Origin of the sequence: Streptomyces sp. NPDC088400 (assembly GCF_044753355.1) — a bacterium.
Classification (GTDB): domain Bacteria; phylum Actinomycetota; class Actinomycetes; order Streptomycetales; family Streptomycetaceae; genus Streptomyces.
In genome coordinates, this window is record NZ_JBIVMZ010000006.1 from 1 (window position 1) to 15305 (window position 15305).

A 15305-nucleotide genomic window follows, 5' to 3' on the forward strand; every position below is an offset into this window, starting at 1 on the left:
TGGCGTTGACTTTTGGCACGCTGTTGAGTTCTCAAGGAACGGACGCTTCCTTTGTACTCACCCTCACGGGCTTTCCTCCGGGCGCTTCCCTTCGGCATTTCGTGTTTCAAACTCTATCAGGCTTTTTCGCTCTCCCTGACCACCGTTTCGCAGACATGCGAAAGCTAATCCGGGTTAAGGATCAAGATTTGATAGGTGCCGCCGACCCCCGACTTGAAGTCGCGTTGGGGTCAGGCAGGAGTACGACAGTACATCCCCCCGGCCGACACAGGCAAATCACTTTGGCACGGCCCTACGCCCGCCAACTGGCAGCTCTTACGCGGAACCGTCACTTCCTATGACTTACCCTTCTGAACAGCTCGTCGTCCCCTCACAGGCGGTGACGGCGGCCCGATCTTCATTCCGCCCCCCTGGGAGGCTCCCATGACCACCGTGACCGCCCCACTGCCCGGACGGGCCATCGGACTTGCCGCTGTTCCCGACCCGGTGTTCGCCGGCTCGATGGTGGGTCCTGGCACCGCCATCGATCCCGCGCGGGAGCCGGGTGAGGTCGTCTCTCCGGTCGACGGTGTCGTGGTCTCTCTGCACCCCCACGCCTTCGTCGTTGTGGACGCCGCCGGACACGGCGTACTGACACACCTGGGCATCGACACCGTGCAGCTCAACGGCGAGGGCTTCGAGCTGCTCGTCAACAAGGGCGACACGGTCACGCGCGGACAGGCGGTCGTGCGCTGGAACCCCGTGGCCGTCGAAGAGGCCGGTAAGTCGCCGATCTGCCCAGTCGTGGCGCTGGAGGCCACGGCCGACGCTCTCTCCGGCCTTCGTGAGGACGGCGATGTGAAGAGCGGCGACTCCCTCTTCGACTGGCAGTGACGCCGGCCTGACTACTGTCTGGGACGGGCGCAGGGCGCTCGTACGTACATCCATCGCGGCGACCAGGTCGCCGTACAACCGGGGACGGGTGACATGGAGACAACTCTGCGAGGCGTCGGGGTCAGCCACGGAGTGGCGATCGGCGAGGTCCGGCACATGGGGACCGCGGTGCTGGAGCCGCCGGCCAAGCAGATTCAGCCGGAGGACGCCGAGCGCGAGCAGGGACGTGCGCGGCAGGCCGTCGAGGCGGTGTCGGCCGATCTCATCGCTCGCGGCAATCTGGCGGGCGGCGAGGCACAGGCCGTGCTCGAGGCTCAGGCGATGATGGCGCAGGACCCCGAGCTGATGGCCGATGTGGACCGGCGGATCGCCGTCGGGAGCACGGCCGAGCGTGGGGTGTACGACGCGTTCGCCTCGTACCGCGCGCTGCTCGCCGGGGCCGGGGAGTATCTGGCCGGGCGGGTCGCGGACCTGGACGACGTGCGGAATCGTATCGTCGCCCGGCTGCTGGGCGTTCCGATGCCGGGGGTGCCGGACAGCGACGAGCCGTATGTACTGATCGCCCGTGATCTCGCCCCGGCGGACACAGCGTTGCTCGACCCGGCTCTGGTGCTCGGATTCGTGACCGAGGAGGGCGGGCCGACGAGTCACAGCGCGATTCTGGCGCGTGCGCTCGGGGTGCCGGCTGTCGTCGCGCTGCCGGGGGCCGGGGAGCTGGCCGAGGGCATCGTGATCGCTGTCGACGGCAGCACCGGTGAGATCTTTGTCGAGCCAAGTACCGAGAAGCGCGCGGGACTTGAGCAGGCGGCGGCCGCGCGGAAGGCCGCGCTCTCCGCCTCCAGCGGCCCCGGTGCGACCTCCGACGGTCACAAGGTGCCGCTGCTCGCCAATATCGGCGGACCCGCGGATGTACCGGCCGCCGTGGACGCGGGCGCCGAGGGTGTCGGACTGTTCCGTACCGAATTCCTGTTCCTGGACGACAGCAAGCAGGCGCCGTCGGAGGAGAAGCAGGTCGAGGCGTACCGCGCGGTGCTCGAAGCGTTCCCCGAAGGCCGGGTGGTCGTACGGGTGCTGGACGCGGGCGCGGACAAGCCGCTGGACTTCCTCACCCCGGCCGACGAGCCGAACCCGGCGCTCGGTGTGCGCGGTCTGCGGAGTCTGCTGGACCACCCGGATGTGCTCCGCACCCAGCTGACCGCGCTGTCGAAGGCCGCCGAGGGGCTGCCCGTGTATCTCGAGGTCATGGCGCCGATGGTGGCCGACCGTACGGATGCGAGGGCGTTCGCGGACGCGTGCCGGGAGGCGGGGCTGAACGCGAAGTTCGGTGCGATGGTGGAGATTCCGTCCGCCGCGCTGCGGGCGCGCTCGATTCTCCAGGAGGTCGAGTTCCTTTCGCTGGGCACCAACGACCTTGCGCAGTACACGTTCGCGGCCGACCGTCAGGTGGGTGCGCTGTCGCGGCTCCAGGATCCGTGGCAGCCCGCGCTGCTCGATCTGGTGGCGCTGTCGGCCGAGGGTGCCAAGGCCGAGGGCAAGAGCTGTGGGGTGTGCGGTGAGGCCGCCTCCGATCCGCTGCTCGCGTGTGTGCTCACCGGGCTCGGTGTGACGTCGTTGTCGATGGGCGCGGCCTCCATTCCGTATGTGAGGTCGGCTCTGGCGAAGCACACACTGGCGCAGTGTGAGCGGGCCGCCTCGGCCGCTCGGGCCGCGGACAGTGCCGACGAGGCCAGGAAGGCCGCGCAGGCTGTGCTGTCCGGCGAGTGAGCCTGGACGACCGAGTGAGCTGAGACGACCGGAATCCGTTTCTGACGCGGGTTCTTGAGGGGCTTCCCGCCGTGCCGTGGCGGGAAGCCCCTCTGCCGTGGTGACGGGTCAGTGGTGGGGGCCGGTGTCGTCCGGTCCGAGATCGAAGCCGGCGCAGTATTCGACGCCCGACTCCGGGGAGAGCGGCTCTCCGGTGTCCGCGTCGGTGCAATAGGCGCTGAAGACCTCGGCCACGGTGAGCGGGACGAGGCTGCCCCGGCGCAGCCGCCAGCCGTGCAGCCGGTCGGGGGCGTCGGGCCTGGTCGTACGGAGAACTACTCCCCCGGGACTCTCCAGGGCGATACCGACGGCCAGTACGCTGACGAATTCGGCCCCTTCGGAGGAGCCGAGCTGGGCGGGCTCCTCCCCGTCGGGGCGGTCGGTGTGGAGGACGGCGAGGAGTTGTTCGTCGGCCACGGGGATGCTGCAGACGAGGTGGTGGATGCCGGAGCCGGCCTCTTCGATCAGCCGCAGCAGGATGCGGGAGGCCTGGTCGAAGGCAGCGCGTCCGATGTCCTGTCCGCAGTCCGCGCACTCGCCGAGATCCGCGAGCCGCGTCGTCGCGTACTCCCAGGTGGCCTTGCGGACCGCGGTGCTGATGAGCTGCGGGACAAGGTCGTCGATGGGCTGGCCGGTGTAGGCGACGGCGGCCCCGCTCCCGGGGATCCGGGCGGTGAAGCGGCCGCGGCTGGCGGCGGTGTCGGGGTCGGTCCCGGTGTCTTCGCAGTACTCCGCGAACTCCTCGGGGTCGAAGAGGGCAACGGTGGTGGGGACGCCCTGGGAGGCCAGGGTTTTCAGCAGGGCGTCGATCTGCCGCAGATAGGCCGTGTGGTCGTCGAAGGTGAAGGTGCGGTAGCGCCGCATCGCGGTGAAGTCCCGCTCGTCGGCCAACAGGCCGACGGTGCTGGGGACTTCGCGACGCAGTCTGCGCCGCGTGGTCTGCTTGGTCCGGTCGGTGTGCGCCATGACTCCCCCTGAGCACTGTCGATCATTGCTCACTCACAGTAATCGGAGGGTCTGACAACGCGGGTCCCCGAAGCGGCGGCAGTCAGGCGGTCAGGTGCTCGGGCGGTCAGTGGCGCTCGCGGGCGAGGTTCTCGTAGAAGCGGAGCACGTCGAGGTTGTCGACGGAACCCGCGTTGACGGCCTTGTCCGGCGCCGTGCCCTGGAACAGGCGCTTGACCGGGACTTCGATGCGCTTGCCGGTCAGGGTGTGGGGGACGCCGGGGACTTCGATGATCTCGTCCGGGACATGGCGTGGGGAGAGCTGCTCCCGGATCGTCCGCTTGACGCGCGAGCGCAGGGCGTCGTCGAGGACGGCGCCCTCCGCGAGGTGGACGAAGAGGGGCATCCAGTAGCCGCCGTCCGGTTCCTCCAGGCCGATGACCAGGGATTCGCGGATCTCGGGAAGGCGTTCGACGGCTTCGTAGATGTCGGCGGATCCCATGCGGACGCCCTGGCGGTTCAGGGTGGAGTCGGAGCGTCCGTGGATGACGACCGAGCCGCGGCCGGTGATGGTGATCCAGTCGCCGTGGCGCCAGACGCCGGGGAACATCTCGAAGTAACTGTCGCGGTAGCGGCTGCCGTCGGGGTCGTTCCAGAAGCGGATCGGCATGGACGGCATGGGGTTGGTGACGACGAGTTCGCCGACCTCGTCGATGACGGGCTTGCCCTGGGGGTCCCAGGCCTGGAGGTCCGTGCCCAGGCAGGCCGCCTGGAGCTCTCCGGCGTGGACGGGGAGTGTGGGTACGGCTCCGGCGAAGCAGCTGCACACGTCGGTGCCACCGCTGACGGAGGCGATCCAGAGGTCATCGGCCACTTCGTCGTGGAGCCAGCGGAAGCCGCCCGGCGGGAGCGGTGAGCCGGTGGTGGCGACGCATTTCACGGCGGAGAGGTCGTGGTCGCGGCCGGGGTGCGCGCCGGCCTTGCGGCAGGCCATGACGTACGCGGCGGAGGTGCCGAAGAGTGTGGTGCGGGTCCGTTCGGCGACGGCCCACTGGGCGTCGATGCCGGGGAAGCCGGGGCTGCCGTCGTACAGCACGATCGTGGTGCCGGTGAGCAGGCCGGAGACGAGGAAGTTCCACATCATCCAGCCGGTGGAGGTGTACCAGAAGAACCGGTCCTCGGGGCCGAGGTCGCAGTGCAGGCCGATCTGTTTGTAGTGCTCCAGGAGGATGCCGCCCTGGGACTGGACGATCGCCTTGGGCAGGCCGGTGGTGCCGGAGGAGTACAGGACCCACAGGGGGTGGTCGAACGGGACCTGTTCGAAGACGGGCACGGCGTCGCCGGCGGTGAGGTCCGCCCAGTCGAGGGCGCCTTCGGGGGCCGGGGTGCCCAGGAGCGGGACATGGACGACGGCCCGGAGCGTGGGGAGTTCGCGGCGGAGTTCGGCGACGGTTTCGGTACGGTCGTGTTCCTTGCCGCCGTAGCGGTAGCCGTCGACGGTGAACAGTACGACGGGTTCGACCTGCTGGAAACGGTCCAGGACGCTGCGGGCGCCGAAGTCGGGGGCGCACGAGGTCCAGATGCCGCCGACGGCCGCGGTGGCGAGCAGTGCGGTGACGGCCTGCGGGATGTTGGGGAGGTAGCCGCTGACGCGGTCTCCGGGGCGTACGCCGAGGGCGCGCAGCTCCGTGGCGAGCGCGGCGACCTGGCGGCGCAGCTCGGACCAGCTGACCGGGGCCGGTTCATGCGTCTCGTCGACGTGGAGGAGGGCCGGTTCGTGGGCGCGAGCCGGGTCCTCGGCGGTGCGCAGGGCGTGTTCCGCGTAGTTGAGGGTGGCGCCGGGGAACCACTGGGCTCCGGGCATGGTGCGATCGCCCAGGACTCGTTCGTACGAGGTGGAGAACCGGACGTCGAACCAGTCGGCGACAGCGGTCCAGAAGGTCTCCGGTTCATCGACGGACCAGCGGTGCAGCGCGGCGTAGCCGCCCTCGGCCGGGGCTCCGTACCGCTCGGCCGCCCAGGTCTGGAAGCGGGTGACACGGGCGGCGGCGATCCGGTCGGCAGTCGGCTGCCAGAGGGGTGCGGGGCTTGCTGCTGCTGCGGTCATGGAGCGGCTCCCGGGCTGACTCGGCGCTGGTGTGGTGAGTCGACGCGTGGTGTGGTGCGTCGGCTCGTGGTGTGGCGCGTGGGCTCGTGGTGTGCGTCGGTCGCGTACACGCGCGCGGGTGGGCGCGTGACGCGGCTGTCACGGACGATGCCATGTGATCGTCCGTGGCACCAGGCTTCGTCCCTCACGGCCGGCCTGGCCGAGATGTGCTCTCGCCACGGGTGAACGGGAGTTGAACAGAGCCCACAACGGTCCGGCCGGATGGCAGGCTGAGCAGCATGAACGGTCGTGAACTGGTGCGCTCGGTGAAAGAGGTCGGCTCGGTACAGGGGCTCCGCGCGGTGCGGTCCGCCTGGCGCCAACGGCGTACGGATGCCAGAGCGCTGGCGGCGCGTGGCCCGGAGCGGGCCCGGGTGCCCGGCCAGGTCAGCGGTGCCGAACCGCTGCCGGGAGGCGGCACCGTACGGTTCGCGCGCGCGGAGCTGCATGTGTACGTGATGGTGGGCGGCGCCGTCTTCTGGGGCTGGGACGGCGCGGAGCCCCTCCCGTCGTACGCGATCGCCGACGGACCTCCGGAGCGGGACCCGCGGGCCTGTCTCGAACCCGACAAGGACGGCGGCTGGCGGGTGGTGTCGGAGCGGGTGACGGTGGCGGTTTCACGCCACGGCGGTGTGGAGGTCCGGACGCCGGGCGGAGTCGTGCTGCGCCGGGAGTTGCCGCCGCGCTGGTGGGAGCCGGTCGCGGGTGGTCCCGCGCGCTGGGTGCAGCGGTCCGAGGTGCCTGCGGACGCGCGGTTCTTCGGTCTGGGCGGGCGGGCTTCGGGGCCCCGGCTGCGGGACGGCACGTACCGGCTGTGGAACACCGATCCGGGCGGTCGTTTCGGGCCGGACGACGATCCGCTGTATGTGACCATGCCGGTGCAGGTGGTGGTGGCCGACGCGGGCACGCATCTGGCGTTCCACGACAGTTCCTGGGACGGCCGGGTCACACTCCGGGAGGGCGAGGAGGGCGCGGGCTCGGGGCATGACCGGCCCGGCACCAGCGAGCTGCGGATGGACGGCGGGCCGCTTCGCTGCTGGGTGATGACCGGTACGCCCGCGCGGGTGCTGCACGGCTGGACCGCGCTGAGCGGGGCGCCGGTGCCGCCGCCGTCGTGGGCGCTCGGGCCGCAGCACGCGCGCTGGGGTTTCGGCAGTGAGCGGGAGGTGCGGCGGATCGCCGCCGGTTACCGGGAGCGGAATCTGCCGCTGTCCGCGATCCATCTCGACATCGATCATTACGACGCGCATCAGGTTTTCACGGTCGACCAGGAGCGCTTCCCGGATCTGCCGGGGCTCGCCAAGGAGTTGCGCGCGGACGGTGTGCGGCTGGTTTCGATCGTCGATCCGGCGGTGAAGGCGGAGCGCGGGAACGCGGTGTACGAGAGCGGTCGCGCGGCGGGCACGGCCGGCGGCGGCGCGTTCGTACGGGACTCGCGAGGGCGCGAGGCACGGGGTGTGGTCTGGCCGGGCGAGTGCGTGTATCCGGACTTCACGGATCCGGCGGTGCGTGACTGGTGGGGCGGGCTGTACGAGGAGCGGCTGGCGCAGGGCTTCGCCGGGGTGTGGCACGACATGAACGAGCCGGTGTCGTTCGCGCCGTTCGGTGACACGACCCTGCCGCGCTCGGCACGGCATCAGTTGGAGGGCAGGGGCGGAGACCACCGTGAGGCCCACAATGTGTACGCGCTGGCCATGGCGCGGGCCGGTTTCGAGGGGTTGCGGCGGCTGCGGCCGGACACGCGTCCTTTCCTTTTCTCACGTTCCGGCTGGGCGGGGATGCAGAGGTACGGCGGCACCTGGTCCGGTGATGTGGCGACCGGCTGGCCGGGGCTGCGGGCGTCGCTCTCGCTGGTGCTGGGGATGGGCCTGTGCGGGGTGCCGTACTCGGGCCCCGACGTGGGTGGTTTCGACGGGAGTCCGTCGCCCGAGCTGTATCTGCGCTGGTTCCAGCTGGGGGCGTATCTGCCGCTGTTCCGTACGCACGCGGCGATCGACGCGGGCCGCAGGGAGCCGTGGGAGTTCGGGCCCGATGTGCTCGAACACGCGCGGGCCGCGCTCGTCGGGCGGGAGCGGCTGCGGCCGTACTTCGTGACACTGGCTCAGTTGGCACGACTCACGGGGGCGCCGTATGTCCGGCCGACGTGGTGGGGAGCCACGGAGGACCGGGCGCTGCGTGACTGCGAGGACGCGTTCCTGCTCGGGGACGCGCTGCTGGTCGCGCCGGTGCTGGAGCCCGGCACGGACCGGCGGGCGGTGCGCCTGCCGCGCGGACGGTGGTACGACACGGCCACGGAGGAGGCGTACGAGGGTCCCGGGCAGGTGCTGCTGGACGCGCCGTGGTCCCGGATCCCGGTGCTGGCGCGGGCGGGCGCGGTGTTGCCCGTACGGGGCGAGGGCGGGCACACCGAACTGGAGGTGTGGGCGCCCAGGGCCGGACAGACGGGCGGCGGCCTGGTGGTCCGCGACCCGGGCGACGGCTGGGGGCCGGCGGAAGTGGAGCGGTACGTCACGCGGCTGGTGGACGGTGAGGTCCGGGTGGAGCGGGTGGCGGGCGAGGGGCCGTCGGAGCCGGAGTGGCCGGTACGGGTACGGGGCGCTGTGAGGCAGGGCTGAGGCAGCGGCGGTGTGTGCCGGGCGTTGTCGGGCGCTCGCCCGGGGCTGGGCGCGTGGGCCGTGCCCCAGCCCTCCCAGGGCCGGAGACGCGCGCCGTGCCCGTCAGCCGCCGTCCCGGGTGTCGTAGCGGCCGGCGAACCAGGACCGTACGGCCTCCGTGTGCAGCGGGAACGCCAGTTCCGCCGGGGCGCGCAGCAGGTGCCAGCCCTCCGTCTCGTCCGTGGGGACCGAGGGCGGCAGGTCGGCGGCCGGGCGTTCCGGCAGCAGCCCGAAGAGCAGCAGGTGGCCGTCCGGCGAGCTGAGCACGTCGGCCGGCCGTACGTCCTCGGGCGCCGCCCTGATGCCCGTCTCCTCCCGGAGCTCCCGTACGACGGCGTGCCGCCAGTCCTCGGTGTGGTCGACGAAACCGCCGGGCAGGGCGATGCCTCCGTACTGCGGTGCGATGGTGCGGGTGATGACGACCAGCGCGCTGCCCTCGTGGTCCGTCACCGGCAGCAGGGCGACGGCGACGGGCAGTGGGTTGCGGTAGGCGGTGGCGCCGCAGGCCGTGCACGTACGGGGCCAGCCGGCCGCCTCGGGATACGGCGTGCCGCAACTGCCGCAGTGTGAGTGGGGTACGGGCTTCTTCCTGGACACGCGCGGACTGTATCCGATCGCTCTTCCCTTCGGCCCCCGGAGCTGATAGATGAAAGTGCCCATGACAAGACTCCGGACCGTGCTCCGTGTCCTGGCCGCTTCGGCCGCCGCGCTGCTCGCCGTCAGCACCACCGCGCCCGCTGCTCAGGCCCGGCCCGAGCCGACGCCGCCCAGGGAATTCGTGGCGCTGCGCGCGGTCGCGCCGACGATCATCCAGGAGATGCGCTACGTCACGCCGCACAACTTCATGGGTGTGGCGGTGACCGGCTACCGGCAGCCGGTCTGCATCGTCACCCGCCCCACCGCCGAGGCGCTGCGCGCGGCGCAGGCGAAGCTGCTGCGGCAGGGCTACTCCCTCAAGGTGTACGACTGTTACCGCCCGCAGCGGGCCGTCGATCACTTCGTGCGGTGGGCGGAGGATCTCCAGGACGAGCGGATGAAGGCGGAGTTCTATCCGCGCGTCGACAAGTCACGGCTGTTCGCGGACGGTTACATCGCCGAGAAGTCCGGCCACAGCAGGGGCAGCACAGTGGATCTGACCGTGGTGAAGCTGCCGGCCTTGCCGACACGGCCGTACGTACCGGGTGAACGGCTCGCTCCCTGCTACGGCCCGAAGGCGGAGCGGTTCCCCGACAACTCCGTCGACATGGGTACCGGCTTCGACTGTTTCGACACGCTCGCGCACACGGACGATCCGCGTGTTCAGGGCGAGCAGCGCGCGAACCGGCAGCTCCTGAAGAGGACGCTGGCCGCGGTGGGATTCACCAACCTGCCCGAGGAATGGTGGCACTTCACGTACAAGCCGGAGACTTTCCCGGACAGCTACTTCGACTTCCCGGTGGCCTGGCCCCGGGGCGCACGGCACTGACCGCGGCAGGGCTGCGGGGACGACGCCTCGCCGGCCGGGGACGACGAGGCGGATCCTCGCCGACCGGGGCCGGCGAGGTCCCTTACGTCCCGGAGGCGCCTTACGTTCCGTTCACCGCGTGCTCGCGCGACCGTGCCGCGCGGGTCATCGCGTGCTCGACGACCGCCACCAGCACTTCCTTGACGGATTCACGCTCGCGCGCGTCGCACATCACCAGCGGGACCTCGGGGTCGAGGTCGAGCGCCGTGCGTACGGTCTCGGCCGGGAACCGGTTCGCTCCTTCGAAGCAGTTGACGGCGACCGTGAACGGGATTCCACGCCGCTCGAAGTAGTCGACGGCGGCGAAGGAGTCGGCGAGGCGCCGGGTGTCGGCCAGCACGACCGCGCCCAGGGCTCCCTGGGCCAGTTCGTCCCAGAGGAACCAGAAGCGGTCCTGCCCCGGAGTGCCGAAGACGTACAGCACCAGGTCCTCGCGGAGGGTGATCCGGCCGAAGTCCATGGCGACCGTGGTGGTCGTCTTTCCCTCGACTCCCTCGACATCGTCGAGGGGCCGGCCGGCCTCGCTGAGCACCTCTTCGGTACGGAGCGGTTTGATCTCACTGACCGCGCCCACCAGGGTGGTCTTGCCCACCCCGAAGCCACCGGCGACCAGAATCTTCAGCGTTACCGGATCGACCGGACGCGGCCTGCGGCTAGAGCGCCCGAAGACCATTGATCACCTCGCGGAGAATGTTCACGTCCGGCAGTTCGGCCGGCGGAACGGGACGGGTTACACGCACGATTTCGTCGTCCACGAGGTCACCCACGAGCACCCTGACCACCCCGACGGGGAGGTCGAGGCCCGAGGAGAGCTCGGCGATCGACTGGGGACTCGTATAGCAGCGATCGACGATCTCCACATGCTCGGGGGAGAGCGTCTGGTCCCGGTCCGGGTCATCGGCCTCGGGTTCGCAGACGACGAGCGCGATCAGGTCGAGCCGGTGGCGTGCCGCGCTGCTGGTGCGGCCGCGCGTCATCGCGTACGGACGTACCACCGGTCCGGCTTCGCCGTCGAACCAGTGCTGCCGGCCCTGATCTGGGTCACTCATCTCAGCCTGCTCACCCTCTGGCGGACAGGCCGGTCCGTGGGGCCGTGCCGAGATGGACACCGACCCGCTTGACCATGAGCGTCATCTCGTAGGCGACCTGACCGACGTCGGAGTCCGCGTCGGAGAGGACGGCCAGGCAACTGCCGTCGCCGGCCGCCGTGACGAAGAGGAAGGCGTCGTCCAACTCCACGACGGTCTGCCGGACTTTGCCCGCCTCGAAATGCCGGCCCACGCCCTTGGCGAGGCTGTGGAACCCGGACGCGACGGCAGCGAGGTGCTCGCCGTCCTCACGCGTGAGGTCCTTGGAGGTGCCGGTGGCGAGACCGTCTCCGGAGAGAACCACCGCCTTACGGATGCTGGCGACCCGCTCGACAAGTTCGTCGAGCAGCCAGTTGAGCTCTCCCGCGGCATTGGGATCGGTCAACGTGCGTGCTGCGGCATTCGGTGCGGTCATCGACCGTCCCCCTCCGATGTGGTTCCTTGATTCTCGCCCGGGCCCGCGGTGTCCTCGGCCTCGTTCTGCCGACGACCCCGCTGCCAGCCGCGTTGGAGCGAGGCCATGCGATCGCGTACTTCCTCCGCGTCCCGCTCGGTGTCGTGGTTCGCGGCGGGCGCCGGGGCACCGGCGGGCTCCGGAGCCGCGTCCCTCAACTGAGGGGCGAGGCTGGCCTGCCGGACCCGGCGGGGCAGCCCGTCGAGCAGCGGCGGAGCCTCGTCGGAGGGGGCGGACGGTGCCCGCCCCGGTATCTGGTCCTGTGTTCGGCTCGGTGTCCGATCCGGTGCCGGATGCGGCGTCCGGCCTGGCTGACCTGGTATCCGGCCGGGTGTCTGGGCCGACGACTGACTCGATGTCCGGGCCTGCTCGCCGGACCAGGAGCGCCCGGGGCCGCCGGACGACGCGTGGGAACCGCTCGGCTCGTCCACCCGGCGGCCGCGGTCCGCGACCAGGGTCGGGGGCTTACGGCGGGGCAGCCTGACAGGGTCACCGTCACCGGAGCGCTCGTCGCCGGCGTCCGGTCCCTGGTGGTGCTGGTCGTGGAGAGCACGCACCTCCGGGACGGCACGGCCGTCGCGCCGGTCACGGAAGTCGTCCCGTACGTCCCTCAGATCACGTACATCTTGTGTGTCCCGCGCGTCTCTTGAGTCCTGCGAGTCTCTTGAGTCCCGCGGGTCTCGCGGTTCCAGTGCGTCACGGCCGTCAAGACTGGCCTCACGGCTGTCACGGCTGGAGTCCCGGAGATGTTCACGGGCGCGGAACAGTCCCCCGCGTTCGCTCTCCGAGTCCTCGAGACCGGCGATACCGTCACCTCCCGCGAGTGCCGGCCCGCCCTCCCCTCCGAGAGAGCCGACCGGAGCTTCGAGCTCGACCGGTCCGTCGAGAACGGACGGGCCGCTGCCCAGTCCGGTGGGGACCTGTGCCAGTGCGGTGCGCCGCCCTCCACCGCTCTCGACACGGCCGCGCTGTCGCTCCACCGCGCTCTTCCGGTCGAGGCGGAAGCCGGTGCCCTCGGTCTCGGGGGCGTCCGTGAGCAGCGCGACGGGCAGGAAGACGATCGCGGTCGTCCCGCCGTACGGGGACGTCTGGAGCGAGACGCGGACGTTCTGCCGCTGGGCGAGCCGGCTGACCACGAACAGGCCGAGCCGGTCCGTGTCGGACAGCTCGAACTCGGGAGTCTCCGCGAGCCGCAGATTCGCGTCGAGCAGCACATCGGGAGCCATACCGAGGCCGCGGTCGTGGATCTCCAGGGTGAAGCCGTTGGCGACCCGCTCGCCGTGCACCTGTACGCCGGTGTGCGGAGGCGAGAACACCGTGGCGTTCTCCAGGAGTTCGGCGATGAGGTGGGTGAGGTCGGCGACGGCGGGACCGCCGACTCCGATGCGCGGCAGCCTGCGGACCTCGATGCGCTCGTAGTCCTCGACCTCGGCGACGGCGGCACGCACCACGTCCATCAGCTGGACCGGCTTGCGCCACTGCCGGGAGGGCGCGGCTCCGGAGAGGATCACCAGGCCTTCGGCGTGCCGTCGCATACGGGTGGTGAGGTGGTCGAGACGGAAGAGGTCCGCGAGTTCCTCGGTGTCCTCCGTACGACGCTCCATGGTGTCCAGGAGCGTGAGCTGACGGTGGAGCAGGACCTGGTTGCGGCGGGCGAGGTTGACGAACACGTCGGAGACGCCGCGCCTCAGGTCCGCCTGTTGCACGGCCGCTTCGACGGCCGCGCGCTGAAGCGTGTTGAGCGCCTGGCCGACCTGGCCGACCTCGTCCCGCTCGTAGTCGAGCCGCGGCGCCTCGGTCTCCACGTCGACCTGCTCGCCGGCGGCCAGCCGCCGCATGACGCTGGGCAGGCGTACGCCGGAGACCTCGTGGGCCTCCTTGCGGAGCCGTGACAGGTCACGGATCAGCTCGCGGCCGACGCGTACGGAGATGATCACGGAGACGAGGAGGGCGGTGAAGCCGACCGCGGCCGCGATGGCGAGCCGGATGAACACGTCACGGCGGACGGGGTCCACATGGTCCCGGTACAGCGCGTCGGCCTCGGCGCTCTCGCGGGTCAGGTCCGCCAGGACCGGAGCGGTCGCCTGCTGCCAGACCTTGGTGCCGAACTGCGGCTTTTCCGTGGAGCCGGCCGCGATGAGGCTGTCCTCGGTTTCGCGCAGCGCGAGCGTGGCCGGGGTGCGCCAGTACTGTTCGAGGGTGACGCGGTCCGTGAGCGGCAGGTCGGACAGGTTGGTCTCGTAGAGCATGGTGCGGTTGGCGACCAGGTCGGAGATGGCGCGGATGTCCTCCGCGGTGAATCTGCGGGCGGCCAGCGCGGAGGAGACCAGCGCGTCCTCGCGGGAGAGCATCTCCTTGGCGCGGTCCAGTCCGACCAGCGCACGGCCCCAGTTGTCCCCGTCCACGTCCTCGTGCCCGTACAGGGATGCCAGGAAGGTGTGGCTGGGGTTGACGACCTGGTTGTAGAAGTTCAGCGCCTTCTCACGGGTGACCGTGCTCTCCTCCACGGAGCGGCGCATCAAGTCCATGCCGTTCAGGGCCTCGATGAGCGATTCGTAGCGCTCGGACGTAATGGAGTCCATGCGGTCACGTACGTCGGCGTTGGCGTTCTTCTTGACCTCCGCGACAACGTCGTCAGTGTCGGCGCGGCGGCTGCGGAGTTCGGCCAGCGCGTCCGAGGCCCGGGGGTCGGACAGGTAGATGAGCGACTGACGGCGCTCGCTCTGGAGGACCCGGATCGTCTTCTCGACAGGGTGGCCGACCTGGTTGATCACATGTCTGACATCGACGAGTTGGTCGGCCTCACCACCGGTGATCATGGTGACGAACGCCCACAGACCGGTGAGTGCGACGAGCGGCACGAGCAGCAGCGCCACGATCTTCCGGCGGATGGATTTCCCGCGAAAGCGCATGGCCTCCCCCAGCTCGATCCCCAGCCTTGTGCGGGAGATACTTCGTCAGCAAACGGCGCGAGCCTACTACTGTCACACCGGCAACTCGAAGACACGTCCGGATGTTTTTCAGCCGTACCCTGACACCTTGTTCACGAGTTGTCCTGGTATTCGACGAGATGGCTACTGCCGTCGAGACGTTCGGGACCAGGAAGGACGACGTGTGACCGTTCACGTCAGATGGCTGGAATCATTCGATTGTCGATCACGTCGGGAATCTTCCCGTGCGGCCATTCGTCCTTGTGTACGGCGATGAGAGACATGTAGGGACACGTTGGGGGCACTGCGGGTGATTCGCGCATCACGTTCGGTTCCATGGCCGGAGTGACGCACGCGAAGCCGGGCAGTTGTCCTTATGTCGGACGGTGGGTGGGGAGTGAGAGTCCATGGAGACGGTTGAGCGCCGTGGCACGGCCTCGGCGGACGGGTTCACGGGGGTCTCGCGGAGTCTCTGGGTCGAAGAGCCGGCGACGCGCTTGCGCATGCCGGATCCGGTCAGGACGGCGGCGGTTCGGGCCGTGATCATCACGGCTGTGACGCTGATTCAGGCGATGGTCGCGTTTCTGAGTACGCTCGCGGGCTCCTGGCTCGCCTTTCCCATGGTGCTGAGCAGTGTGGCCTCCACGGTCGTGGCGACCTGGGGAGTGCTGGACGTATGGGTGACGCGCCAGGTGTGGAACCAACGGTATGGGGTGGTGTCCATGCCCAGCAGCACGGCGCGGCAGTTGCGGCGCGAGCGGCGCAGGGCCCGGCGTGCGGCGAGGAACGAGGAGCGCGACGGGGTGCGAATACGGGGCCGTGACCAGGCGTTGAAGGAGACTCAGGGGTCGGGCAGGCTCAGCGGGGCCTGACGCCCGGGGCACGCCTGGCCGCGGGCTCACCTTGCG

The 15305-nt window shown here is 70.3% G+C and carries 12 protein-coding genes; 5 read left to right on the forward strand and 7 right to left on the reverse strand.

Annotated features, from left to right (window positions below):
• Positions 1 to 423: 423 nt before the first annotated feature.
• Both ACIQD6_RS16480 and ptsP read left to right on the forward strand, forming a co-directional pair.
• The gene (locus tag ACIQD6_RS16480; RefSeq protein ID WP_401882926.1) at positions 424 to 873 is read left to right on the forward strand and encodes a PTS glucose transporter subunit IIA; all 450 of its coding nucleotides are present in this window, start codon (positions 424 to 426) and stop codon (positions 871 to 873) included.
• Between the two features lie 93 nt (positions 874 to 966).
• The gene (gene ptsP, locus ACIQD6_RS16485) at positions 967 to 2637 is read left to right on the forward strand and encodes a phosphoenolpyruvate--protein phosphotransferase (protein ID WP_401882929.1); all 1671 of its coding nucleotides are present in this window, start codon (positions 967 to 969) and stop codon (positions 2635 to 2637) included.
• Between the two features lie 108 nt (positions 2638 to 2745).
• On the opposite strand, the gene ACIQD6_RS16490 is transcribed toward ptsP, so the two are convergent.
• Both ACIQD6_RS16490 and ACIQD6_RS16495 read right to left on the reverse strand, forming a co-directional pair.
• The gene (locus ACIQD6_RS16490; RefSeq protein WP_401882932.1) at positions 2746 to 3642 is read right to left on the reverse strand and encodes a hypothetical protein; all 897 of its coding nucleotides are present in this window, start codon (positions 3640 to 3642) and stop codon (positions 2746 to 2748) included.
• A 106-nt stretch (positions 3643 to 3748) separates the two neighbouring features.
• Positions 3749 to 5728 (reverse strand): acetoacetate--CoA ligase, encoded by a 1980-nt coding sequence (locus tag ACIQD6_RS16495; RefSeq protein ID WP_401882935.1) that lies wholly within the window; start codon positions 5726 to 5728, stop codon positions 3749 to 3751.
• Positions 5729 to 6006: 278 nt separating this feature from the next.
• Between ACIQD6_RS16495 and ACIQD6_RS16500 the strand changes: the two genes are divergently transcribed.
• Positions 6007 to 8382, forward strand: a complete 2376-nt coding sequence (locus tag ACIQD6_RS16500) for a TIM-barrel domain-containing protein (RefSeq protein ID WP_401882938.1) — start codon at positions 6007 to 6009, stop codon at positions 8380 to 8382.
• 102 nt (positions 8383 to 8484) lie between these two features.
• Here the strand turns inward: ACIQD6_RS16500 and ACIQD6_RS16505 are convergent, their stop codons facing one another.
• The gene (locus tag ACIQD6_RS16505) at positions 8485 to 9018 is read right to left on the reverse strand and encodes an NUDIX domain-containing protein (RefSeq protein WP_401882940.1); all 534 of its coding nucleotides are present in this window, start codon (positions 9016 to 9018) and stop codon (positions 8485 to 8487) included.
• A gap of 61 nt (positions 9019 to 9079) precedes the next feature.
• Between ACIQD6_RS16505 and ACIQD6_RS16510 the strand changes: the two genes are divergently transcribed.
• Positions 9080 to 9886: a M15 family metallopeptidase gene (locus ACIQD6_RS16510; protein WP_401882943.1), complete on the forward strand. Its 807-nt coding sequence runs from the start codon at positions 9080 to 9082 to the stop codon at positions 9884 to 9886.
• A 100-nt stretch (positions 9887 to 9986) separates the two neighbouring features.
• On the opposite strand, the gene ACIQD6_RS16515 is transcribed toward ACIQD6_RS16510, so the two are convergent.
• Genes ACIQD6_RS16515 through ACIQD6_RS16530 form a run of 4 tightly spaced genes read right to left on the reverse strand, consistent with a single transcriptional unit; the run spans position 9987 to position 14379 of the window.
• Positions 9987 to 10598, reverse strand: coding sequence for a GTP-binding protein (locus ACIQD6_RS16515; RefSeq protein ID WP_401882946.1), 612 nt, complete (start codon positions 10596 to 10598; stop codon positions 9987 to 9989).
• Positions 10579 to 10974 carry a DUF742 domain-containing protein gene (locus tag ACIQD6_RS16520; protein WP_401882949.1) on the reverse strand — a complete coding sequence of 132 codons (396 nt, stop codon included), beginning with the start codon at positions 10972 to 10974 and terminating at the stop codon, positions 10579 to 10581. The genes ACIQD6_RS16515 and ACIQD6_RS16520 overlap by 20 nt, the downstream gene beginning before the upstream one ends.
• Positions 10975 to 10984: 10 nt before the next feature.
• Positions 10985 to 11428, reverse strand: coding sequence for a roadblock/LC7 domain-containing protein (locus ACIQD6_RS16525; RefSeq protein WP_401882951.1), 444 nt, complete (start codon positions 11426 to 11428; stop codon positions 10985 to 10987).
• Entirely contained in the window at positions 11425 to 14379 is a 2955-nt protein-coding gene (locus tag ACIQD6_RS16530) for a nitrate- and nitrite sensing domain-containing protein (RefSeq protein ID WP_401882954.1), read from the reverse strand. The genes ACIQD6_RS16525 and ACIQD6_RS16530 overlap by 4 nt, the downstream gene beginning before the upstream one ends.
• A gap of 425 nt (positions 14380 to 14804) precedes the next feature.
• Between ACIQD6_RS16530 and ACIQD6_RS16535 the strand changes: the two genes are divergently transcribed.
• The gene (locus tag ACIQD6_RS16535; protein ID WP_401882957.1) at positions 14805 to 15269 is read left to right on the forward strand and encodes a hypothetical protein; all 465 of its coding nucleotides are present in this window, start codon (positions 14805 to 14807) and stop codon (positions 15267 to 15269) included.
• Positions 15270 to 15305 lie beyond the last annotated feature (36 nt).

Bases quoted from the DNA above. Each gene is read 5' to 3' on its own strand.
- ACIQD6_RS16525 (WP_401882951.1), bottom strand. From the start codon at position 11,428: ATGACCGCACCGAATGCCGCAGCACGCACGTTGACCGATCCCAATGCC.
- ACIQD6_RS16535 (WP_401882957.1), top strand. From the start codon at position 14,805: ATGGAGACGGTTGAGCGCCGTGGCACGGCCTCGGCGGACGGGTTCACG.
- ACIQD6_RS16500 (WP_401882938.1), top strand. From the start codon at position 6,007: ATGAACGGTCGTGAACTGGTGCGCTCGGTGAAAGAGGTCGGCTCGGTA.
- ACIQD6_RS16490 (WP_401882932.1), bottom strand. From the start codon at position 3,642: ATGGCGCACACCGACCGGACCAAGCAGACCACGCGGCGCAGACTGCGT.
- ACIQD6_RS16480 (WP_401882926.1), top strand. From the start codon at position 424: ATGACCACCGTGACCGCCCCACTGCCCGGACGGGCCATCGGACTTGCC.
- ACIQD6_RS16520 (WP_401882949.1), bottom strand. From the start codon at position 10,974: ATGAGTGACCCAGATCAGGGCCGGCAGCACTGGTTCGACGGCGAAGCC.
- ACIQD6_RS16495 (WP_401882935.1), bottom strand. From the start codon at position 5,728: ATGACCGCAGCAGCAGCAAGCCCCGCACCCCTCTGGCAGCCGACTGCC.
- ACIQD6_RS16530 (WP_401882954.1), bottom strand. From the start codon at position 14,379: ATGCGCTTTCGCGGGAAATCCATCCGCCGGAAGATCGTGGCGCTGCTG.
- ptsP (WP_401882929.1), top strand. From the start codon at position 967: ATGGAGACAACTCTGCGAGGCGTCGGGGTCAGCCACGGAGTGGCGATC.
- ACIQD6_RS16515 (WP_401882946.1), bottom strand. From the start codon at position 10,598: ATGGTCTTCGGGCGCTCTAGCCGCAGGCCGCGTCCGGTCGATCCGGTA.
- ACIQD6_RS16510 (WP_401882943.1), top strand. From the start codon at position 9,080: ATGACAAGACTCCGGACCGTGCTCCGTGTCCTGGCCGCTTCGGCCGCC.